20 protein-coding genes and 1 tRNA gene are annotated in these 22,278 nt (G+C 65.1%); 12 read left to right on the top strand and 9 right to left on the bottom strand.

The window, feature by feature from the left end; all coding sequences use genetic code 11:
* Window positions 1-19 precede the first annotated feature (19 nt).
* Window positions 20-994, top strand: a complete 975-nt coding sequence (locus J7656_RS09485; protein ID WP_017343118.1) for a nucleotidyltransferase family protein — start codon at window positions 20-22, stop codon at window positions 992-994.
* 214 nt (window positions 995-1,208) lie between these two features.
* Here the strand turns inward: J7656_RS09485 and J7656_RS09480 are convergent, their stop codons facing one another.
* Complete coding sequence (locus J7656_RS09480; protein WP_211553143.1) at window positions 1,209-2,675, bottom strand: DHH family phosphoesterase; 1,467 nt, start codon at window positions 2,673-2,675, stop codon at window positions 1,209-1,211.
* Between the two features lie 202 nt (window positions 2,676-2,877).
* Between J7656_RS09480 and J7656_RS09475 the strand changes: the two genes are divergently transcribed.
* The 3 genes from J7656_RS09475 to J7656_RS09465 all read left to right on the top strand — a co-directional run bounded on the left by J7656_RS09475 (window position 2,878) and on the right by J7656_RS09465 (window position 6,407).
* Window positions 2,878-2,951: transfer RNA gene (locus tag J7656_RS09475), tRNA-Lys, on the top strand.
* Window positions 2,952-3,493: 542 nt separating this feature from the next.
* Window positions 3,494-5,113, top strand: a complete 1,620-nt coding sequence (locus J7656_RS09470) for a hypothetical protein (protein ID WP_211553142.1) — start codon at window positions 3,494-3,496, stop codon at window positions 5,111-5,113.
* A gap of 226 nt (window positions 5,114-5,339) precedes the next feature.
* On the top strand, window positions 5,340-6,407 hold the full coding sequence (locus J7656_RS09465) for a hypothetical protein (protein ID WP_211553141.1): 1,068 nt from the start codon (window positions 5,340-5,342) through the stop codon (window positions 6,405-6,407).
* A gap of 643 nt (window positions 6,408-7,050) precedes the next feature.
* On the opposite strand, the gene J7656_RS09460 is transcribed toward J7656_RS09465, so the two are convergent.
* Window positions 7,051-8,073 (bottom strand): tyrosine-type recombinase/integrase, encoded by a 1,023-nt coding sequence (locus J7656_RS09460; RefSeq protein ID WP_211553140.1) that lies wholly within the window; start codon window positions 8,071-8,073, stop codon window positions 7,051-7,053.
* 539 nt (window positions 8,074-8,612) lie between these two features.
* Here J7656_RS09460 and J7656_RS09455 point away from each other — a divergent pair.
* From J7656_RS09455 to J7656_RS09435, 5 genes are all read left to right on the top strand, one after another.
* Window positions 8,613-8,822 (top strand): hypothetical protein, encoded by a 210-nt coding sequence (locus tag J7656_RS09455; protein WP_237738324.1) that lies wholly within the window; start codon window positions 8,613-8,615, stop codon window positions 8,820-8,822.
* Window positions 8,815-9,276, top strand: a complete 462-nt coding sequence (locus J7656_RS09450; protein ID WP_017343123.1) for an HVO_A0114 family putative DNA-binding protein — start codon at window positions 8,815-8,817, stop codon at window positions 9,274-9,276. The genes J7656_RS09455 and J7656_RS09450 overlap by 8 nt, the downstream gene beginning before the upstream one ends.
* 151 nt (window positions 9,277-9,427) lie before the next feature.
* Window positions 9,428-9,646 carry a YgaP family membrane protein gene (locus J7656_RS09445; protein WP_017343124.1) on the top strand — a complete coding sequence of 73 codons (219 nt, stop codon included), beginning with the start codon at window positions 9,428-9,430 and terminating at the stop codon, window positions 9,644-9,646.
* Between the two features lie 67 nt (window positions 9,647-9,713).
* Complete coding sequence (locus tag J7656_RS09440; protein WP_017343125.1) at window positions 9,714-10,100, top strand: nuclear transport factor 2 family protein; 387 nt, start codon at window positions 9,714-9,716, stop codon at window positions 10,098-10,100.
* 76 nt (window positions 10,101-10,176) lie between these two features.
* Window positions 10,177-10,914: an SDR family oxidoreductase gene (locus J7656_RS09435; RefSeq protein WP_017343126.1), complete on the top strand. Its 738-nt coding sequence runs from the start codon at window positions 10,177-10,179 to the stop codon at window positions 10,912-10,914.
* Window positions 10,915-11,050: 136 nt separating this feature from the next.
* On the opposite strand, the gene J7656_RS15085 is transcribed toward J7656_RS09435, so the two are convergent.
* Window positions 11,051-11,179, bottom strand: coding sequence for a hypothetical protein (locus J7656_RS15085; RefSeq protein ID WP_017343127.1), 129 nt, complete (start codon window positions 11,177-11,179; stop codon window positions 11,051-11,053).
* 98 nt (window positions 11,180-11,277) lie between these two features.
* On the opposite strand from J7656_RS15085, the gene J7656_RS09430 reads away from it, so the two are divergent.
* Window positions 11,278-12,570, top strand: a complete 1,293-nt coding sequence (locus tag J7656_RS09430) for an MFS transporter (protein ID WP_211553138.1) — start codon at window positions 11,278-11,280, stop codon at window positions 12,568-12,570.
* 36 nt (window positions 12,571-12,606) lie between these two features.
* On the opposite strand, the gene J7656_RS09425 is transcribed toward J7656_RS09430, so the two are convergent.
* The 3 genes from J7656_RS09425 to J7656_RS09415 form a co-directional block, all read right to left on the bottom strand.
* Window positions 12,607-13,326 carry a class I SAM-dependent methyltransferase gene (locus J7656_RS09425; protein WP_211553136.1) on the bottom strand — a complete coding sequence of 240 codons (720 nt, stop codon included), beginning with the start codon at window positions 13,324-13,326 and terminating at the stop codon, window positions 12,607-12,609.
* A gap of 151 nt (window positions 13,327-13,477) precedes the next feature.
* Window positions 13,478-14,587, bottom strand: coding sequence for a guanosine monophosphate reductase (locus J7656_RS09420; RefSeq protein ID WP_017343130.1), 1,110 nt, complete (start codon window positions 14,585-14,587; stop codon window positions 13,478-13,480).
* Window positions 14,588-14,665: 78 nt separating this feature from the next.
* Complete coding sequence (locus J7656_RS09415; RefSeq protein WP_017343131.1) at window positions 14,666-15,832, bottom strand: pyridoxal-phosphate-dependent aminotransferase family protein; 1,167 nt, start codon at window positions 15,830-15,832, stop codon at window positions 14,666-14,668.
* A 174-nt stretch (window positions 15,833-16,006) separates the two neighbouring features.
* Here J7656_RS09415 and J7656_RS09410 point away from each other — a divergent pair, with 174 nt between their 5' ends.
* Window positions 16,007-17,572, top strand: a complete 1,566-nt coding sequence (locus tag J7656_RS09410) for an ATP-binding protein (RefSeq protein ID WP_211553134.1) — start codon at window positions 16,007-16,009, stop codon at window positions 17,570-17,572.
* Between the two features lie 7 nt (window positions 17,573-17,579).
* Here the strand turns inward: J7656_RS09410 and thrS are convergent, their stop codons facing one another.
* On the bottom strand, window positions 17,580-19,556 hold the full coding sequence (gene thrS / locus J7656_RS09405) for a threonine--tRNA ligase (RefSeq protein WP_026046210.1): 1,977 nt from the start codon (window positions 19,554-19,556) through the stop codon (window positions 17,580-17,582).
* 164 nt (window positions 19,557-19,720) lie between these two features.
* Here thrS and J7656_RS09400 point away from each other — a divergent pair, with 164 nt between their 5' ends.
* A complete protein-coding gene (locus J7656_RS09400; protein ID WP_211553132.1) occupies window positions 19,721-20,701 on the top strand; it encodes a PLP-dependent cysteine synthase family protein in 981 nt (326 codons plus the stop codon).
* 430 nt (window positions 20,702-21,131) lie between these two features.
* On the opposite strand, the gene J7656_RS09395 is transcribed toward J7656_RS09400, so the two are convergent.
* Entirely contained in the window at window positions 21,132-21,554 is a 423-nt protein-coding gene (locus J7656_RS09395) for a CoA-binding protein (RefSeq protein WP_211553130.1), read from the bottom strand.
* Between the two features lie 86 nt (window positions 21,555-21,640).
* On the bottom strand, window positions 21,641-22,240 hold the full coding sequence (locus tag J7656_RS09390; protein WP_017343136.1) for an RAD55 family ATPase: 600 nt from the start codon (window positions 22,238-22,240) through the stop codon (window positions 21,641-21,643).
* Window positions 22,241-22,278: the final 38 nt, after the last annotated feature.

Genomic DNA, 22,278 nt, shown 5'->3' with positions numbered 1-22,278 from the left:
GGGGTGAGACAGGAGGGGTATGAAAGCTGTCGTACTCGCGGGTGGCTACGCGACCAGGCTCTGGCCGATCACCGAACACCGGCCGAAGATGTTCCTCCCGGTGGGCGAGAACACCGTCATCGACGAGATATTCGAGGACTTGGAGGCCGACGACCGGGTCGACGAGGTGTTCGTCTCGACGAACGAGCGCTTCGCCGACACGTTCGCGGAGTACCTCGCGGACAGTCCCTTCGAGAAGCCGACGCTCTCGGTGGAGGAGACCGTCGAGGAAGACGAGAAGTTCGGCGTCGTGGGGGCGCTCGAACAGCTCGTCGACCGCGAGGGCGTCGACGACGACCTGATCGTCGTCGCCGGCGACAACATGATCAGCTTCGATCTCGGCGACTTCGCCGACTTCTTCCACGACAAGGGGACGCCGACGCTGGCCGCCTACGACGTGGGCGACCGCGAGCGCGCGAAGTCGTACGGGCTCGTCCAGCTCGACGGCGACGAGGTGATCGACTTCCAAGAGAAGCCCGAGGACCCGCAGTCGACACTCGTCTCCATCGCCTGCTACGCGTTCCCCGCGGAGACGCTCCCGAAGCTCACCACGTACCTCGAAGACGACAACAACCCCGACGAGCCGGGCTGGTTCCTCCAGTGGCTCCAGCAGCGCGGGCCGGTCCACGCGTACACCTTCGACGGCGCGTGGTTCGACATCGGCACCGCCGACAGCTACCTCGACGCGGTTGAGTACGCCCTCGACGGCGGCACGCTCGTCGCCGACGACGCGACCGTCGAGGGGAGCGACCTCGGCGACGTGGTCCACGTCATGTCGGGCGCGACGGTGACCGACTCGACGCTCGATCGCGCGGTCGTGTTCGAGGACGCGACGATCACCGACTCCGAGGTCCGCAACTCCGTGATCGACACGGGCGCCACCTTAGAGGGCGTCGACCTCTCCGGCGCGCTGATCGGCTCGCACACCTCGATCACCGAGGGCGACGACTTCTAAGCCGACTCCGCGGCTCGGCCGTCCTTTCCTGCGAAATCCGGCTCCGAGCCCGTCGGTCTGTGCCGGACCCGTTAGTCTGTGCCGGCCTGCTCGTGCGTGTGGTGGTAGCAGTCGAGAGCGGGGTCGCCGGCGGATCGTCGGGGACGTACATGCGGTGTCGCGTCCGGAGCTACGGCTCCGAGTCGGAAAACGACCCCGGCGATGCGCACCGAGTTCAGGACCCGTTCGAGTTGTCGCCGCTTCCGCCCTCAACGCCGAGCGCGTCGAACAGCTTCCGGCGGACCGCCTCCTCGGTGAGGTGGAGGAGCGTGTCCCGGTTCTCGCCGCTCGCCTCGATGCCGGTGAAGATGCCGAGCGGGATCTCTAAGGAGCCCTGCGTCGAGTGGCCGGCGGCGTCGCCCATCTCGGAGAACGCCTCGTCGAGGACGTTGCCGATGTTCAGCCGGATGTCCTTCGAGCGCGCCGCGAGGTAGATCTTCTCGTCGGCGATGCCCAGCACGGCCGTCGTCGTGATCCCCTCCAGATTGAGGAGATGTTGCGCGGCCTGCGCGAGCGCCTCGCGGTCGCGGATGAACCCGGCCGTCGAAAAGAGGTGGCTCCCCTGGACCTCGCGGTTCTGGATCGCCTCCGCCAGCACGTCCAGCGTCTCCGGGCTCATCGACGGCGACTCCACCTGTTCGAGCGTGTCGTGGTTCGCGAACGGGTGGAGGTACGCGGCGGCGGTCAGGTCGGCGGGGGTCGTGTCCCGCTTGAAGTCGAGCGTCTCGGCGCGGATCCCGTAGAGGAGGGCGGTCGCCACCGCCTCGGAGGGCGACTGGTCGAACTCCTGGAGGTACTTCGTGAGGATCGTCGACGTCGAGGAGACGTTGGTGCGCACGTCGACGAAGCGCGCGTCGAACGGCACCTCCGACTCCAGGTGGTCGAGGTAGATGTCGATCGACACGTCGAGGTCGAGGTCCTCGGCGGCGGCCTTCGCGAGGTCGACGGCCGCGACCGTCTCGTACTCCGAGAGCGGCGGCGCCTCGCCGCGGGCGAGCAGGTCGATCCCGAGGAGGTTGACGAACGCCCGGTTCTCCTGATGGCCGACATCGCCGGAGTAGATGATGTCGGCGTCGACGCCGAACGCCTCCGCGATCGCCTGAAGCGCGGTCGCGGACGCGATCGAGTCCGGCTCGGGGTTGTCGTGGGTGAGGATCGCCATCCGGTCGCCCCCCTCCTCGATGATCTCCGCGAGCTGGCGGGCCATGTACTCCAGCTCGCCGGTCTCCAGCGACTGAAGCGCGCTGTCGGCGATCACCGTCGAGGGGTTGATCACCACGTCCGCGCCGCGCTCGCGCAGCTCGTCCTCGCTGACGGGGTCGGAGGCCCGGACGACGACGTAGTGGTCGCCCCCGGTCTCCCTGACCGCGGAGACGGCGGCCTTGTTCGCCTCCACGTCGCTGGCGAGGATCAACACGATGTCGCGGTCGTCGAGCTCATCGACGACGTCCGGCTCGGCGATGTCCTGAACGCGCGCGTTGAGGTCCTGGTCGCGGAGCGCCTCCACCCGGCTCTCGTCGCGGTCGAGGATGAGGACGTCCTTCCCGCGCTCGGTCAGTTCCTCAGCGACGGCGTGCCCGACGCTCCCACAGCCGAGGATCGCGTACCGGGTCCGCGCGGATCCGGATGCCCCACTACTCATTGAAGGGATTTCCGCGGCACGACACTTAACGAGTGCGCTCTCTCCGCCGTACCGCGTCAACGAAGCCGCGAAGGGCGACAGCTTCGCCCACCCGATCGAGAATGTGACACCGCCGCATTCGTGCGATTCGACCGGCATCCGCCCGGCGGCGACGGGGTCGAATGAAAAGGCCTTTTACCATGACCCGGATACGAACTCGTGAGGGCCGGTAGCTCAGTTAGGGAGAGCGACGGACTCTTAATCCGTCGGTCGCGTGTTCAAATCGCGCCCGGCCCGCTTTCTGAAGGACGGATACCGAGTCAGGCTGTTAGCGGCTGAACTACCTCTATCTACGCATTAGGGCCATTAGAAGGTTCGGGAATACCCCGATAATCGGCGTCAGTTCGTTTCGTATGTGGTGCGACCCGATGCTATACCCGAGTTACGTCTTAGCCGATTTTAGTCAGCCTATACATCCTCGAATTTGACACCTTTGAGCGCGCGTATGAACTGGGGGATATTCCGGTGTACTGTCTCTATGAGAGCTACGAAGTGAGGAGTTCTGGACGAAGTAGTCCATTCTTTAACCACATCTGCCCTCAACTCCGGGGGTTCAACCGCGCAAGATCACCCTCCATCTCTCTAATCATTTGACGGCTACATCGACGCAGTCTGTGGATTTCCGGTACCTATTTCCGCTTGGACGTTGTCATTAAATTGAAGGCAGATTCTCGCGGGACTCTCAACTCACGAGTCGCAACTATCGAGTTCCTCTCGGAGTGTCAACGCATTGAGGAGAGTGGATAACGAACCGCTGAGAGCCTTCAGCACTTCATATAATGGCGATTGACGTATCTACGCGCACGACAGCGAATAGTGGCAAGACAACTGTTACTGACTGGTTCGAGACGGCTCATCCGAATACGACACCACTCGTTCGGTATGGGTTTCCACGGGATGGGGGCGGTCAGACACAAGAACTGAAACTCCGGTCGCTGTACGAGCCTGTTCCTGAGGGGGCAATTACATCGAGTGCGATCTACTTCGTCACGGACGACCAACTCGCTCAGCTGGAGAAGTTCGCTGACTCCCCCTACGCCATCAAGGGGAGTGCGAACATCGTCAAGGAGATCCAAGGAGAGTGCGAGGGCGCTGGCCGCGTCTGTTATCCTGTCTATGCCGAGAGTGACGCTCGCGATGACGGCGTCTCTTTCCCTACGATGGTCGAGTGGATTCGGGGGTTCGTGGAGGAGGAACTGAGTGTTTCTCCCGCTGAGTGTACGTTCTGGTATTCGGGTAGTCGGTCGATCCACGTTCATCTCCCGAAATTCTTCACACATGCGCAGTTGACGGAAATTCGGGGGAAAGCTGAGCAGTTCTGTGAGGAGACTGGTGCGGAACTCGACACGGGGATCTACAAGCCGAAACAGCAATTCCGACTTCCCGGAGCAACCCACCGAAAAAGTGCTGGCGAGTTCCAAAAGGTGCGAATCGATCCGTCATGGGAGAACGACCGGATCATCCGAACTGCTGGTAAAGACCACGAATACCCCGACTCGTACCTCGATATGCTCGAAGCGACGTTCTCCCCACAACTGGACGGGGAAGAGTTCGCGCTCACTCTGGACAGTCCTGAGAGCGATATTGAGACGCCACTCATTGAGCAGAGGGAATACCCAGAGAATACCTACGATGTACCAGAGTGGTCGATGTACAACGCGAAGGAGTTCTCTCCGTACGCACACGCAGGAGGAAACCCCCGGAGTCTCGCGGTAGTGGAGGTGAAGGGTGGAGTATTCGTTCAAGAGGATCGTCGCTCCCGTGCGCCGATGGTGCCAGTTCGGTTCATCGAGGCGGTTGGCTGTGATGAGAGCTTCACGAAAGAGTCAGAACACGGCCCACTCCAGCTTTCAGAGGGAGCGCGAAAGGACTACGAGAAGTGGATCAACGGCGAATATCGAACCGGCGACTACGTCGTAATTCACGGTGGTCGAAGTCGAAGCTCCATCATCCACTCAGTCACGAAGATCGAGGCGCTAAAAACAGGCTTCCACCTCAGCCGTGAAGACGGAGGCCGTGATGCCGCTCGGAAGTACCTCTCCGATCAAGGGTACGACGTTGGTGCGTCCGGCTCGACAAAGGCGGCAACATCGAGCGGGGAAACATCTACCAGCGAATCCAAGGAGATCTGGCCGGCGCGAAAGAACTCGGGCAATCCGGCTGAAGACCTCCAACGAAAGGCCGAACTGGATGACATTGAGTCACTTACCCATCAAGAACGAATACGTGTAGCCTGTCGTCACCTCCTCAAAGGGTGGCAACCGACGTGGGACTGGTTTGAGGAACAGTACGGGTCGGAGTTCAAGCCGGATGTAACATGGGAGTTCCTTCGAGGGATCGTAGAGGAACCGAAGTTCACCGAATACGAAGACGTTGATGTTCCGGACAAACCCATCTAACCCTTCTCCTACACACAACACACCACCAACAACCACTAAGTTATGTTGCGAAACCGCTGTACTGCGCCGGGGTGCGTTTCCCTATCGCTGTTATCACTTATAAAAGAAAGAGGGGCTTCCAGCGGATAACGTCCAACCAGAGAATGACTCACCTGTCTGGTTACTTCGTCTACAATATTTAAGTACAGTATCGCACACATGTAGGATAACGAACCCAACCTGAGAGATGAGTGAAAAACAACCGAGTTCAGACAGGAGGTCGTTCGCAAGAGGAGTTCTTACAATCGCCGGGGCAGGAGCAATAGCAGGTTGTACGGGAAATACCGGTTCTACTGAAGAGGAGGGAAACAGTGGACTCGAAGAATCTGACACAAATCCTGCTGGTAATGGTTCAGATACAGGTGACTCTGAATCCGCAGAAGACAACAGTTCTGATCCAGAGGAAGGGCAAGAGGAAGAAGAACAGACTCCTCAGTGGGAGAAAGATACTCGCAACGGAATACCACTGAACGGCCTCGGGGCCTACACCGATCAGATGATCGAAGCGGGGCCTGTATCGGCAACAAGAGCAGAAACAATCAACAGCGTACTGGAAGGAGCAGAAACCGTAGAAGAGGAAAGAGACGCACTTGTAGAGGAACTCTCAAAAGAAAACTACGCATCTATCTTTTCAGAGTATCACAGAATAAAAGGAAAAAGAGACAACGCAGAAAACTCTGTAGTACTCAACCGGAACTGGAGTTTCACAAGTGATAGCGAATCAATATTCGAATTTTACAAAGTAGAAAACGGAGAACTACAGAGCCAACCAGTAATCTTGGACCCAGACCCAGAAACATACAACAGACAAGTAAATAGGCCTGGAAGTGGAGAACCAGAATACCTGGCGGACCTTAGAGATAATACAGATTGGGCACAGAATGTTGCTCAGGATTACCAATCAGTACAAGCTCTAATTGAGAGAGGTATAGAAAATAATGATGCTACTGAAGAAGAAGTGCGTGATTACCGAGCTGACAAATTACAGGATTGGAGCTATGTAATTTTTGGTGCTGATGACGAGCCGAATGTAAGACCTCACGATATAGATACAGCAAATACAGTCTTTGAAGCTATGTATGGCGATGGCAACGCACAGATTTTGGCTGAACTATCGAATGAATACCACAATCAGGAATATCGCCCGGAAAAATTAGTCGAAGTAGAATTTGGTGGAGATAGCTGGAATTTCCACACTCCAGAAAACAGGGAAATGGGAGATCCTCTCATAGGAGAAGAGGAAAGGTTCTCTTAATTCTCCTCTAATGTCCTTGGCTCCAAACTGTATGAGTATCTCTCGGGTCTTTCACATCTGATCCCGCACCACCTGTTGGGAAGGCGCTGAATACTGTTTCGTGGGATAAAGAGAATTTTAGTCATTACGCGCCTCCAGAAGGCTACTCATACCGTCCAAATACTCCACGATGCGTCCCCGGTGGCACGTCATGGGATTGCGTGAGACGAAAGCAGGGAGCTGTCACGACCTTCCATTCTCTCCGTTTCGATTCTCCCCTATACGGGGAATAATGTCGCACTCAGTAGCCCAAATTCCAGACTCCAGACGAGAAATTGCTCGGAGGAACTTACTCATATATGCTGGTGGTACATCCGGGTAGTGTTCTATCCGGTGTGTCGATTCATTGAGTCGGAATAGGTACCACATGTTTCGTTGGGTTTCCCTCTACTCTTAGTGTGGATCTACAACTCTCATATCCACACAACACACAACCCCACTCCTCTAAGTTATGTTGCGAGAATCGCAGTAAGGCAGATGGATAGCAAAATATAGAGAAACTATGGTTTATAAAAGAAAACACTCCAGATGCGGCTTGTTGAATGTAGTCGGGTAGCTGTGAGGGGATCGTCAGTAATCACCCTCAATGCTCATCCGCTTCCTGTTAGATGTTGTCGAAGTAACCCCGTCGGTTCTTCATTTCCTGTCTCTTAGTGCGCTTGTCGTAGTGCTTCTTCAGCACGTCAGCACTCACGTCCATCCGCTCTGACACCGCTTCGATCGGAACTTCGCTCCTTCGTGCGTGCGTGATTGCTCCTTTCCTCAACGAGTGCGAAGCGTGGGAGGACGGACACTTTGAGGCCGCGTGATAGGAACTTGCGGCCTCGCAGTCGTCGGGGTTTCTATCGTGGGGACAGTCAAGCCCATACTCGCAGGGGCGAGTAGCACGGTAGCAGTTGCTCCGAATGGACGTCTTCGAGATGCGGCCTTGGCGAGTCGTTAGTAGCGGTTCGCGTCCATAATCGTCCGTTTTACCGAATCGGTGATGGTCGATGTAATCCCGCACGATCTGATTGACCTTCGGTTTGAGAGAGACGACACGCTGGCCTTCTTTCCCGTTCTTAAGCGGGGTTCCTCGATCCGGACGGTGATGTACTTCGAGAGTGCGCTCATCTTGGTCGAAGTCGTCGAGATCGATAGCTCGAAGCGCACCGTTTCGCATCCCCGTGTGCCACAGTAGCTCGAAGATGACGTGTTCGCGTTGGGAGTAGTTGAAGTTCCGTTGGTACTCGATAATCGCCTGAGCGGTTTCCGCATCGACGTAGTCGTCGTTCACATCCTCCTTGTTCTTCATTGTCGGCGGATCGATGTAGTCGGACAGACCGGGACGGACTGCGTCAATGCTTTCGCAGAAGTCGATGAAGACCTTGAGCGTACTCAGTTGCGTCGCCATCGTGACCTTGTTACAGTCGCCCTTCTCTCGTCGCCACTTCTTGTACTGGTGGAAGTGCCGACCGCTTAGGTCGTTTATGTTGCTCACGTCTCCTTCGGTATCGCACCACTCCACGAAGGGAGAGAGTCGATACTTGTGCGCTTTGTAGGTCGCATCCGCCAATTCACCGCGACGGTTTTCGAGATACCACTCCTTTGCTTCCTGCGGATCGATCGGCTTGAGATCGGTTGTCATTGGTGGGCCTCGCGCTCAACTCACCAACAGCGATCTCCCGGTATCCATCACCTGCCGAGCGCCCGTGTACGGCGGGTACACGGCGTGAGGCGTTCAAATCGCGCCCGGCCCGTACACTGAACCGCAGAGCGATAGCGATGCGGTGAGGGAACCGGACGGAAGCGATTTGAAGTAGAGAAGTCGCAGCGCGAGCGAAGCGAGCGACCGTCTTCTCGTAGTTCACAATCGCGCCCGGCCCGCTCCTCATATAACCGTTTTTACCTTCTACTGACAGGTTTCTGCGCTTTTTCACCGGCTCAGGGGTGGGGTTATGAGCAGCGTTGAGCAACAGAGCGACGTCGATCTCGACGCCGAAGGGAATGCGGCTCAAGCGGTCTTCGAAGAACGCCGAGAGCGAAACGTAACCAGAATCCTGTAGTATGAGGTCATACATTATGAGTAGGGGAGATGCCGGATCACCGCCCGATCGAGTTGAACCGCGCCGTCCCCGGGGGACGCGTCGAGATATTCGCGATCCGCGACGACGACTACCCGGACGGGTGGTTCTACCGGTTTCAGTACTACCACCGGAAACCGGCGAACTGCTCAGGTACGACGACGCACACGACGACGATAATCTCGGCTGGCACCACCGACACGTTCGGTTCGGCGAGGACGCCGAAATCGAGTTCTACGGTCTCGCGGCTCACGTGACGCGGTTCCTGAACGAGATCGCGGCACTGGCGGACACGGAGAACACCCATGACTGACCCCGACCACGACGGCTGGCCCGACAAGTACAGCGACCCTCGCGACCGCCCGCACCCGGCAGTCCTCCGTCTCACTGTCGAGTCGTTCGACGAGGCGTTCGAGGACACGCTCGACGCGGTCGAGGCGGTCGACGACGGCGAGGCGCGACCCGCGGTGGTGTCGTTCGGGACGGTCGGCGAGCTCCGGAAGATCCTCACCGACCGGCGGATCGAGGTGCTTCAGACGCTGCTGGACGTCGACGGCGCCGCCGAGAGCATTAGCGCGCTCGCCGAGACGCTCGACCGCAGCTACAAGACGGTCCACGACGACGTTACCCTCTTAGCCGACTACGGAATCGTGTTCCTCGTCGAAGACGACGACCGCGCCAAGCGACCGTACCTCCCGTACGAGCGTATCCGCCTCGACGTGGAACTCGTCGTGAGCGACGCCGGCGAGGAGCCCACGGCGGTCTGAGGGTCTCTTCTTACGGGAAGACATCACTGGAAATATCTCATAAGATCACAGTCGACGAGGTGACGGCTTCGCTCACTGCCGCACAAGGCGGGTCGATACTGATTTTTCGCCTGACTCAACGCTTTTGACGGCACAGCACCCACGTGCGGACGTGAAACGAAACATCGGCCGAATCGACGCGATGGCGCGAGTCATCGGCGGCGTCGCCGTCGTGGTCCTCGCGGTCCTCGTCGCGACGACGGACGTCAGCGTGCCCGTCGTCTCCGCCGTCGGGCTCGCGGTCGCCGGCGCCGTGCTCGTCGTCGAGGGCGCCACGCGGCGGTGTCTGCTGTACCGCGTCCTCGGGATCGACCGCTGTCCGGTGGACTGACCGAGCTCGGGAGCGCTCATCGCCCGCGACCCCGAAACACTTCTCCGCCGAGCGCGTGGCGTCCCGTATGAACGCACGCGAGACCGTCCGCTCGTACTACGACGCGCTTCGGGCGGGCGACCCGCTGGCGCCGTACGTCGCCGACGAGCGCGACGGCGACGACCCGTACGTCAAGTTCGGCGTCTCAGAGCGGCTCGTCGGGAGCGGCCGGATCCGCGAGGGACTCCGGGCGCAGACCGAGACCACGACGGACTGGCGCGTGGAAAGCCGCGATCTCCGCGTCACGGAGCGCGACGACCACGCGTGGTTCAGCGACGCGGTCGCGATGGCGTGGACGGACGCGGAAACGGGGCGACGCCGAGAGTTCGACACCCGCTGGAGCGGGACGCTCGCGCGGCGGGACGACGGGTGGCGCTTCGTCGGCCTCCACGTGAGCGCCGCCGTCGACTTCTGACCGCGGGACGGCGGTCCGCTCGGCGCGAGAGCGCGCGACGCCGATATTTATCAGCCCCGCCGCCGATCGGACGCCCATGACGGACCTCGACGGCGCGGCGGCGGTGATCACCGGAGCGAGCTCGGGAATCGGCGAAGCGACGGCGCACGCGCTCGCGGAGCGCGGCGCGAACCTCGTCCTCGTCGCGCGGCGGCGCGACGCGCTCGAATCGGTCGCGGACGACGTCCGGGCGGCGTACGGCGTCGAGGCGGTCGTCGCCGACGGCGACGTCCGCGAGTCGGCGACGTCGGCGGCGGCGGTCGAGGCCGCGGTCGACGAGTTCGGCGGCCTCGACGTCGCCGTCGTCAACGCGGGGCTCGCCCGCGGGAGCGACGTGGCGGAGATGACCGACGAGGAGTACTTCGCGATGCAGGAGACGAACGTCGACGGGGCGTTCTTTCTCACGCGCGAGGCGCTCCCACACCTCCGGGAGAGCGAGGGAACGCTCGTCGCCGTCGGCAGCTTCGCCGGGGAGTTCCCTCGATCGTTCAACCCCGTGTACGCCGCGACGAAGTGGTGGATCCGCGGGTTCGCCCACAGCGTCGCGGCGCAGGCCGGCGACGACGGCGTGGCGGTCTCGGTGGTCAACCCCTCGGAGGTCCGCACCGAGTTCGGCAGCGAGGACGGGGAGCCGTTCGAGGAGCGGTTCGAGCCCGGGAGCGTCACCGAGCCGGAGGAGGTCGCAGAGGCGATCGCCTTTGCCGCGTCGCGGCCCGGCTCGTCGGCCCACGAGATCGACCTCTACCGACGGGACAAGTACGCCGACACCATGTGAGCGGGACTGGGCGAGAGCGGGACTGGGCGGAAGCGGGACTGCGCGAAAGCGCGCCGACGGTGGAACGTGCTGACGGTGGAACACGCCGATGGCGGGGCGCGCGACGGCGGACACGCCGACGGCGGAACGCGCCGGCTCAGCGCTCGGGCGACGTCTCGTCGAGGCGGTCGATCGGCGCGCCGCATTCCGGACAGGAGTCGTCGGTGCGCGCCACCGCGAGGTCGCACTCCGGACAGAACTCCCGGTCGCAGGCTCGGTCGCCCATGTCCGGGGCCGACGGCGCTGACGGACAAATAGCTTCGGCGCGCACCGCCGCGGCCTTCGAACCGAAATTCCTTTTAAATCGCTGCGCGCCGATCCGGTGTGAGCAACGCGACGGCCGGGGCGAGCCGAACGCAGTTCTGGGCGCTCTACCTCACGCGGTTCGCCGAGGGGTTCGGGTTCATCACGCTCATCACCCTGTTGGGGACGTACATCAACGCGCTCGACCCGCAAGCGACGACGGTGCTGGGCGTCACGGTCTCGGCCGGGTTCGTCATCGGGATGTACACGACGGGGTTCACGCTCGCGCAGACCGTCGCCGTGGTGCCGCTGGCGTGGGCGGGCGACCGCTTCGACAAGCGGACCGTCCTGCTCGGCGTGCTCGCGGTCGGCACCGGCGTGTACGCGTTGTTCCCGCTCGTCGACTCGTCGGGGTCGTTCATCCTCGTGCGCGCGCTCCAGGGGCTCGTAGTCACCGGCACGGGGCTGATGACGTTATCGCTGGTCGGGCAGATCGCCGACGTGGGAGCGCGCGCCGACAAGATCGGGAAGGCGAACGCCGCCTCCTTCGCGGCCTCGATCGTCGGGTCGCTGTCGGCCGGCGCGATGTACGACGCGGTCGGCTTCGGCCCCATCTTCGCGGTCATCGCGGCGTTGATGGTCGCCGCGTGGGCCGTGACGTGGCTCTTCCTCGACGACGACGACACGCGCGTCGAGGGGTTCCCGTTCTCGGACCTGGCCGTCAACCGGCGGATCCTCACGATGACGACGTTCCGCGCCCAGTACGCCTTCGCCGTGACGATGGTGCGGACGTGGGTCCCGATCTACGTCAGCACGGAGATGGCCGCCGGCGGCCTCGGCGTCACCGGGATCGCCATCGGCGTCACCGTCACCGCCGAGAAGGCGACCAACATGGTCGGCCAGCTGTTCACGGGGCGGCTCTCGGACGCGTACGGCCGGTCGCTGTTCGTCTTCGCCGGGGGCGGCGCCTACGGCGTGATCGCGATGGCGATCCCGTTTTCGGCGGCCATCGGGAGCGCGCTCGGCGCCGGCGTGACGCTCCCGATCCTCGGCGACCTGCCGCCCGCGTACCTCCCGCTCGTCGCGTTCTCCGGGCTGCTCGGCGTCGCGGACTCCTTCCGCGAGCCGGCGAGCATGGCGCTGTTCGCCGACGAGGGCACCGACGACGGCGGCGTCGCCTCCAGCTTCGGTATCCGCGAACTCGTCTGGCGGCCGGGCTCCGTGGCCGGGCCGCTGATCGCCGGCTGGCTGATGGTCGAGGTGAGCATGGGCTCCGTCTTCTACGTCGGCGGCGCGTTCGCGATCACCGGCGTGCTCGCCTTCCTCGCGATCCTCACGCACGACCACGGGCGTGCGGCGCTGACGGCGTGGTAGAGCGTGGATTCGCGGAGCGAGGGCCGCGGGCCTCTCCTACCGCTTCCGGAGCGCGGCCCGGTAGTGCGGGCCGTCACCCGACCCCTCGCGGTCGACCGCGTCGACCGCCCAGCCGGTTCCGATCGCCGCCTCGCGGAGTCGGTCCGGCGAGAAGAGCCTGAAGCGGAGCGTCGGGTCGCGCTTGCCGTCGTATTCGAACCACATGACGCGGCCCGCGAGCCCCGGCGTCGGGTCCTCGCGGTAGCCGAGCAGGTCGGCGGCCGCCGGGTGGTCCGGATCGTAGCAGTCGACGACGGCGGTCGCGTCGGGCGTCGTTACGAACGCGAGATCGCCGAGGAACGCGGAGAGCCCCCGCATCGACCCCGCCAGTCCGGCCTGCGTCCCGATCGCAAGAGCGGAGGCGAACCGGTCGCGCCCGAACGCCTCCCGGAGGGCGAACATGTCGCCCTCGCGGGCGTCCGCGACGCCGCGGTCGCGCATCGTCTCGACGAGCGCCGGACTGGGCTCGACGGCGACCGTCTCGAACCGCTCCTGAAACCGCAGCGCGTGCCGGCCCGCCCCGGCACCGAGGTCGACGAGGGGGCCCTCCAGCCGCGACGCCGGCCACGAACCGGCGTCGCTCTCAGGGTCGAATTCGCTGAAGTAGAAGTCCTGTATCGGATGCTCGCGTGTCTCCTCGCCATCGCCCTGGTAGAGCGGCTCCGTCCGCTCGCCGCGGTGGTGGTCGCGGATCGCGCGTCCGAATGCGTCGGTCATGTGCCCGGCCTGTCCGCCGGACGGCAAAAGCGGTCCGTGAGATGGCTTCGCAGTGACACACACGGGCGGACGCCGCCTCCGAGCGGAGGTGGTTCCTGAGACTGGCCACCTGACCGGCCGTTCCGCCGTCGGACCCGCCGCGGAGCGCGGTTCAGTCGTCGCTCTCGGCGGTCGATTCCGCAGTCGGGTCGGTGACTCGCTTCGTCTCGCTGTCCACGCTGATCCCCTCCCAGTCGTCGTCGGTGTGGAACCCCTCGCGCTCCTTCGCTCCGGGGGCGACGCGGATGAACTCGGCCCGCTCCCGGGCGCGTCCGATCGTGTGACCCCCGCAGTAGGAGAGCCCCGAGCGGATCCCCTGACAGAACTCCTCGGCGACCGTCGCGACCGGACCCTTGTACGGCGTCAGCGCCTCGACGCCCTCGTCGGCGCCAACGTCCGCGCCCTTGTCGTCGCGGGCCTCGGCGGCGGCGGTCGTCGCCATCCCGCGCGACCGCTTGTACCGCGTCCCGTCGACTTCGACGACCGCACCCGGCGCCTCCTCCGACCCGGCGAAGAGGCTGCCGAGCATTACCGTGTCGGCGCCCGCCATCAGCGCCTTCACCGCGTCCCCGGAGGTGCGGATCCCGCCGTCGGCGCAGATCGTGACGTCTAGGTCCTCGGCCGCGGTCGCGCAGTCGTCGACCGCGGTCAGCTGCGGGACGCCGGCGCCGGCGACCTTCCGCGTGGTACAGTGCGACCCCGGACCGATGCCGACCTTCACGCAGTCGGCGCCCGCGGCCGCGAGGTCCTCGACGCCGGCGGGCGTGGCGACGTTGCCGGCGATCAGGTCCGTCTCCGGGAACGCGTCCGCGATCTCCTCGACCGCCGCGACCGCCCTGTCGAGGTGCCCGTGCGCGACGTCGACCACGAGCGCGTCCACGTCGGCCGCGACCAGCGCGGCGCTCCGGGCCTCGTAGTCCTCGTTAATCCCGACCGCGGCGGCGACGCGCTCGCCGGCCGCGACCACGCGCTCGACCTGCGCCGCCTGCTCGTCGACGGTGAGGAACCGGTGGAGGACGCCGATCCCGCCGGCCCGGGAGAGGCCGATCGCCAACGCCGCCTCCGTGACGGTGTCCATCGCGGCCGAGACGAGCGGCGTCTCCAGCTCGATGCTTGGCGTGAGCGGCGTCGAGAGGTCGACGTCGCTCCGGCTGTCGACCGGCGACCGCTGGGGGACCAACAGCACGTCCCCGTAACTCAGTCCGGTTCGTAGATCGTTCATACCCTTACCGAGGAGAGAGACGGACACGAAAAAACCCCTCGATGGTCGGGACCCCCGCAGACGCGCCGCGGCGACCGCTCAGAACCCCTGCTCTGCCAGCGCGTCCTCCAGCGCCGCGAGGACGTACTCGACGTTCTTCGGCCGGGCGGAGTAGCCCATACAGCCGATCCGCCAGATGTCGCCTTCGAGGTCGCCGAGGCCGGAGGCGATTTCGAGGTCGTACTCCTCCAAGAGATGGTCGATGACGGCGCCGTCGTCGACGCCGTCGGGTACCTGTACCGCGTTCAGGCTCGGGAGCCAGTACTCGTCGGGGGCGTTCATCTCTAATCCGAGGTCCTGAAGCCCCGACTTCAGCTCGCCGGCGACCTCGCGGTGGCGCGCCCACCGCTCCTCGATGCCCTCCTCGGCGACGAGCCGGAGCGCCTCGCGGAGCGCGTACACGTTCGTGATCGGCGCCGTGTGGTGGTACGAGCGGTCGTCGCCCCAGTACCCCTCAAGGAGGGAGAGGTCGAGGTACCACGACCGGGGCTGTTCCTCGCGGTCGAGTACCTTGTCCATCGCGCGGTCGTTGAGCGTGAGCGGGCTCGCGCCGGGCGGACACGAGAGGCACTTCTGCGGGCCCGAGTAGGCGACGTCGACGCCCCACTCGTCGACGCGCATCTCGACGCCGCCCAGCGAGGTGACGCAGTCGGCGATCACGAAGGCGTCGTGGTCGTGCGCGATGTCGGTCAGCTCGGGGACGTCCGGCTGGAGGACGCCCGTCGAGGTCTCCGCGTGGACGAACCCGAACACGTCGGGCTGGTGTGCGTCGAACGCGCGCTCAACGTCGACGGGGTCGAGCGGCTCGCCCCACGGCGCCTCCACTTCGACGACCTCGCCGCCCGCGCGCTCGGCCATCGACTTCATCCGGCCGCCGAAGTAGCCGTTCGTCGGGACCAGCATCGTGTCGCCCGGTTCGACGAGATTGCCGATCGCGGCCTCCATCGAGGCGGAGCCCGTCCCCGACACCGGAATCGTCCACTGGTTGTCCGTCCGGAACGTGTAGCGCAGCAGCTCCTGTACCTCGTCCATGATCTCGACGAACGAGGGGTCGAGGTGGCCGACCAGCGGCGTGCTCATCGCCTTGAGCACGCGCGGGTGGACGTCGCTCGGACCGGGGCCCATCAGCGTGCGGTCCGGCGGCGTCAGCTCCCCGACCTCGGGCGGTCGCTCCTCGGCGTCGCGCTCGGCGTGGGCGTTCGACATACCTCGGATCCGGACCAGCGGCGTGAAAAACCCGACGGAACCGGGAACGATCGGCCCAAAACGACCCTGCGGACCGAGCGTCACGGAGCGCATATCGATTCGAAACGCCGTCAGTGAGGCCGATTCGACCGCGGATCCCCGGCACCTAAACCGTCGCGCCGCGTACCCGCTCGCATGCCCGACTCGGCGCGTGGATCGGACTCGGACCAAGACCTCCGAACCGTGCTCGATCGGATGGCGGACGGCTTCTTCGCCCTCGACGCGGACTGGGCGGTCACCTACGCCAACGAGGAGGGGCGCCGGATCCTCCGGTCGGCGATGAGCGACGACGCGCTCGGCCCGGACGAGTCGGTCGAGGGCGTGAACCTCTGGGAGTCGATCCCGGGGTCGGCCGAGACGGAGTTCTACGACGAGTACCACCGGGCCATGGCGACCCAAGAGCCGGTCTCGTTCGACTCCTACTACGAGCCGTTAGACACCTGGTTCGAGGCCCGCGCGTTCCCGTCCGACGAGGGGCTCTCGGTCTACCTCCGGGATGTCACCGAGCGGCGCGACTTAGAGCGGCGACAGCGGGAGAGCCTCCGCGCAATCCAGCGGCTGTACGCGGTCTCCTCGGACCACGACCGCACGTTCGAGGAGAAGGTCGAGGCGATCTTGGCGCTCGGCTGCGAGTACCTCGACGTGCCCAACGGGTTCGTCACCCGCATCGAGGACGGGACCCAACACGTCGAGGCCTCCCACGCCGACCACCCCCTCTTGCAGCCGGGCGAGACCTGCCCGCTCGACGAGGCGTACTGCAAGCGGACCATCGAGCGCGACACGCTGTTGACGGTCGTCGACGCGACCGATGAGGGGTGGGCCGGCGACCCCGCACACGAGAACTTCGGGCTCGAGACGTACATCGGCGGGAAGGTCGAGGTCGACGGGGAGCAGTACGGGACGCTGTGTTTCGCCGCCACGACGCCGCGCGGCGAGCCGTTCACGGACACGCAGCGGACGTTCGTGGAACTGCTGACGCGGTGGGTGAGCTACGAGTTAGAGCGGCAGCGCGCGGCCGAGCGGCTCGAACGCGAGCGCGACCGGCTTGAGGAGTTCGCGAGCGTCGTGAGCCACGACCTCCGGAACCCGCTCACGGCCGCGAGGGGACGGGTCGACCTCCTCGCCGACGAGTCCGACAGCGAGCACGTCGAGGCGATCGAGCGGTCGCTCTCGCGGATGGAAAGGCTCATCGAGGACCTGCTCACGCTGGCGCGGGAGGGGGACGACGTCGACGACCCGGAGCCCGTCGACCTCGTCGCGCTCGCGAGGGACGCCTGGAAGACGACGGACAGCGGGAGCGGAGCGTTCCGCGCCGCGGTCGACGAACTCGAAATCTCGGCCGACGAGGCGCGGCTCAGACAGCTTTTAGAGAACTTGTTCCGAAACGCCGTGGAGCACAACTCCACGAGCAGTCGGGCGGAGCCCGACGATGCCGTAGAACACGGCGGCGACGACGTGACCGTCACCGTCGGGCCGCTCGCGGACGGCGACGGGTTCTACGTCGCCGACGACGGGACGGGAATCCCCGAAGCCGAGCGCGAGCAGGTGTTCGAGACTGGGTACACGACGGACCCCGAGGGGACCGGATTCGGCCTGAACATCGTCGCGGAGATCGCCGACGCGCACGGCTGGGCGGTCCGGGCGGTCGAGTCCGAGGACAGGGGCGCGCGGTTCGAGGTCAGCGGCGTCGAGCCGGCCTGAACGCCGACTACTCCGCGTCGACGAAGTCCGGCTCCGTCCGCTTCTCGTCGCGCTCGTCGACGAGGTGGTCGACGAACGCGTCGAGGTCGACGTCGCCGCGCTGGTTCTCGAAGCGGTCGCGGACCGAGACCGTCCCCGCCTCCTGCTCGTCGTCGCCGACGATCACCATGTACGGGAGGCGGTCGTCGTGGCCCGCGCGGATCTTGCGGCCGACGGTCCAGTCGCGGTCCTCGACCTCGACGCGGAACCCGGCGTCCTCCAGTTCGTTTTTCACGCGGTGGGCGTAGCCGAGCGTCTCGTCGGAGACGGGGAGGATGCGGACCTGCTCGGGCGCGAGCCACAGCGGGAAGTTGCCGTCGAAGTGCTCGATGAGGACCATGAAGAAGCGCTCGTAGCTCCCGTACAGCGCGCGGTGGATCATCACGGGCTGGTGGTCCTCGTTGTCCTCGCCCGTGTAGGTCAGATCGAACCGGTCGGGCATGTTGAAGTCCAGCTGGACGGTCGGGCCGTCCCAGACGCGGCCCAAGGCGTCCTCGAAGCCGAAGTCGATCTTCGGCCCGTAGAAGGCGCCGTCGCCCGGCTCGACGTCGTAGTCGTAGCCGCCGGATTCGAGCACGTCGCGGAGCTGCTCCTCCGCGGACTCCCAGATCTCGTCGCCGCCGACCGACTTATCGGGACGAGTCGCGAGCGCGACCTCGACCTCTAAGTCGAGCGTCTCGACGACCTCGAAGATCATCTCGATGACGGACTCGATCTCTTGGCGGATCTGGTCCGGCCGGACGAACAGGTGGCCGTCGTCGATGGTGAACGACCAGACGCGCGACAGGCCCGACAGCTCGCCGCGCTGCTCTTTCCGGTACACCTTCCCGTTCTCGAAGTAGCGCTGCGGGAGGTCGCGGTACGACCAGTTCTGCTGGTCGAAGATGGTCGCGTGGCCCGGGCAGTTCATCGGCTTGAGGCCGTACTCCTCGTCGTTGACGTCGAGGAGGAACATGTCGTCCTTGTAGTTCTCGTAGTGGCCGGACTGCTTCCACAGCTCCGTCCGGAACACGTGCGGCGTCTCGACCTCCTCGTAGCCGTGGTCGCGGTTGAGCTCGTTCGCGAAGTCGGACAGCTCGCGCAGCACGGTCTTCCCCGGCGGGTGGTACAGCGGGAGCCCCGGCCCGGTCACCGTCGGGATCGAGAAGAGGTTCATCTCCTGGCCGATCTTCCGGTGGTCGCGCTCCTGGGCCTGCTCGCGCAGTTCGAGGTACTCCTCGAGGTCCGACTCGCTCGCGAAGGCGGTGCCGTACACGCGCGTCAGCGAGTCGTTCTCCTCGTCGCCGCGCCAGTAGGCGGCGGACACCTCCAGCAGCGTCGCGGCGCCGATCTCGCCGGTCGACTCGACGTGGGGGCCCTGACAGAGGTCCTCCCAGCCGTCTTGGACGTAGAAGGTGACCTCCTCGCCGTCGGCCTCCTCGTCGAGGATCTGCCGCTTGTACTCGTTGTCGGCGTAGACCTCCGTCGCCTCTTCGCGCGACCGGACCTCGCGCTCGATGTCGTAGTCCGCCGCGATGATCTCGTCCATCTCGTCTTCGATGGCGGCCAGGTCGTCCTCGTCGACGTCGACGTCGGTGACGTCGTAGTAGAAGCCGTCGTCGGTCGGCGGCCCGATCGTCAGCGTCGCCTCCGGGTGGAGCCGCTGGAGCGCCTGCGCGAACACGTGGGCCGCAGAGTGGCGCAACACCGTGAGGTACTCGTCCGACTGGTCGGTGACGATCTCGATCCGATCGCCGTCGTCGACCTCGGCGTACTTCTCGACGAGTTCGCCGTCGATCTTCCCCGCGACGGTGTCGCGACCGAGCCCGGGGCCGATCTCGAAGGCGACGTCCTCGACTGTCGACCCTGCCGGCACGGTCAGCTCTGATCCGTCCGGCAGGACGACCGTCACCTCGGCCTCCGCATCGGTCTCGCTCATACAGCATCGGAGCCGGACGACCGCCATAAGTGTGTTCGATCCGTGGCGTGGGCTCGCACGCGCGGCCGGACTCGCCGCCCCGAACTCCGGCAATGACCCCCGTCTCCGGCAAGGGCTGCCGCCGCTCCGGAGCCCCGGATCCGGCGGGAGCGATGGCAACACACAAATCCCGAGGCAACGTTTGCCGCGCCATGACCGATCATCGGGAGCCCCTGTCGTCGGTGTTGGAGACGATCGGGGAGACGCCGCTCGTCGAGGTCCGCGACGCGCCGGACGCGGTGCCGGTGTACGCCAAGCTGGAGTCGTTCAACCCCGGTGCGAGCATCAAGGACCGCATCGGCAAGTACATGCTCGAACGCATGCTGGAGCGCGGCGACGTCGGTGAGGGCGGCACCGTGGTCGAGCCGACCGCCGGCAACACCGGGATCGGGCTCGCCGTCGCGGCCAAGCAGCTGGGGTTGGAGGCGATCTTCGTCGTCCCCGAGCGCTTCTCGGTGGAGAAACAGCAGCTCATGCGCGCGCTCGGCGCCGAGGTCGTGAACACGCCGAGCGACGAGGGGATGGGGCTCGCGATCGACCGCGCGCACGGGATCGCGGAGGAGCTGGACGACGCGGTCGTCCCCCAGCAGTTCTCGAACCCGCTCAACGCGGAGGCGCACTACGAGACGACCGCGCCGGAGATCGACGAGGCGCTCGACGGCGAGGTGGGCGCGGTCGTCGCCGGCTGCGGCACCGGCGGGACGCTGATGGGGATCGCCCGCTATTTCCGCGAGCGCGACCCGGACACCCACGTCGTCGCGGTCGAGCCCGCCGGCTCGGCGTACCGCGAGTTCCTCGGCGAGGACGTCGACCACGAGGAGTACAAGACCGAGGGGATCGGCACCCACGACACCGAGCGGAACGAGCTGTTCGACCCCGACCTCGTCGACGAGATCCAAGCCATCGACGACCGCGACGTCCACGAGGAGATGGGCCGGCTCGCGAGCGAGGAGGGCCACCTCGTCGCCTCCTCGTCGGCCGCCAACGCGATCGCGGCGAAGCGCGTCGCCCGCGACGTCCGCGACGGCGAGATCGATGCCCCGCACGACGCGGTCGTCACCGTCTTCCCCGACTCCTCCGAGCGCTACCTCTCGAAGGGCGTCTACCGGAGCTTCGAGGAGTGGGAGGGGTAATCTCGGTGCGGGAGCGGCGCCGTGATCGCGAGCGGTGCGATATTTAAATAGGATCTGAGTGGCGACTGTCACTTATAAATGGACGGTGGCGCGTGCCTGCGAGGCCGCTGTGCGGCCGAGCAGCACGCGCGAGGGAGTCGGGCGCTCCGAGGGCGACCGAAGGGAGCCCGAAGGACGCGCCCGACGAGGCTGGGGAGGCGTGAGGTTACGGTGCTGTGCGGGGCGGGACTCAAAGGGGCAGCCGGGAGGCCGGCGCAGGCGACGTAAGCACCGCAGGGAGAGAGCGAGTGAAACGAGCGACCGACCGAGGAGCGCAGCGAGCGTGCGCCGGCCTCCCGGCTGGGGCTTTGGAGGTGTCGGCGCCGCTCCGCTGTTAATCATTTATAAATAGTCGACAGCATCACCGCGGATTCACCGAAGTCGCTGACATTTACCCGCGCAGCCGACCGTGCTCGACCTTGAGACAGCGGTCCTGAACCACGTCGATCCCGTCGGCCTCGGCGGCCGCGGCCGCCTCGTCGTGGCTGATTCCGAGCTGGAGCCACACCGCGCCGGCGTCGCCCCGTTCGGCGTGGCGCTCGCGGACGTCGTCGACGACCCCCGGCACCTCCTCGCTAGGCCGGAACACGTCGACGAGGTCGATCTCCTCCTCCACGTCGCCGACCGCGTCGTTCGCCGGCTCGCCGAGGACCTCGTCGGCGAACGGGTTCACGGGGACGATCCGGTACCCCTGCTCCTGGAGGTACGCGGGCACGTCGTGGGCGGCCTTTCCGGGCGTCGTCGAGCAGCCGACGACCGCTATCGTCTCTGCGTCGAGCAGGCGGTCGAGGCCCGCGTCGTCGGTGATGGGCATGGCTCCTCGTACGGGCTCGACACGATTAAGCGGACCCCACGTCGTCGCAGTCCGGGAACTGGCGCTGGCCGTCGTCGACTGGCCGCTCAGGGGAGCCGGATCTCGGGCTCGCCGTCCTCCGGCACCGTGACGATCCCGTCGAACAGCTGTTTGAGCGTGTTCATCGCCTGGTCGTCGTGGGCCGTCGAGTCGATGCTGTACAGCCCGAGGCCGTCGACGCTCTGGACGCGGCCGGTGAACACGTGGAGGAACCGGAACACCGTCTGGAGGTCCGAGTACATCAGTAGCGTCGACAGCGAGTGGACCATCACGCGGTTCCGCTCGATGCCGCGGTCGCCGAACGCCTGGAGGAACTCGGAGAGCTTGATCCCGATCCCCGTCATGTCCACCGGCGAGGAGGCGTACTTGATCCGGTCGGACTCGCGGGTGTCGCCGCCCTGCTGGCGGGTGACGCAGTCGACGACCGCGACGGGCTTCCCCTCGTAGGGCGTCCGCTTCTCGTAGTCGCGGAGCACCCGGTCGGCGCCGTCCTTCGTGGTGACGACGATGGCGCCCTCGTCGCGGTCGGTCCCCGCGGCGAGGACGTCCATCATGATGGACCGCTTCCCGCTGAGCGGCGGGCCGGTCAACATGATGTTGGTCCCGGGGTCGACCTCGGCGTCGAAGTGCGGCGTCAGCTCATACATGGACGCACCTCGGGGGCGACGTCGTCGGCGCGAGCCAC

It is taken from the genome of Halorubrum ruber, from assembly GCF_018228765.1.
Classification (GTDB): Archaea; Halobacteriota; Halobacteria; order Halobacteriales; family Haloferacaceae; genus Halorubrum; species Halorubrum ruber.
This window is presented reverse-complemented; position numbering and strand designations above follow the sequence as displayed.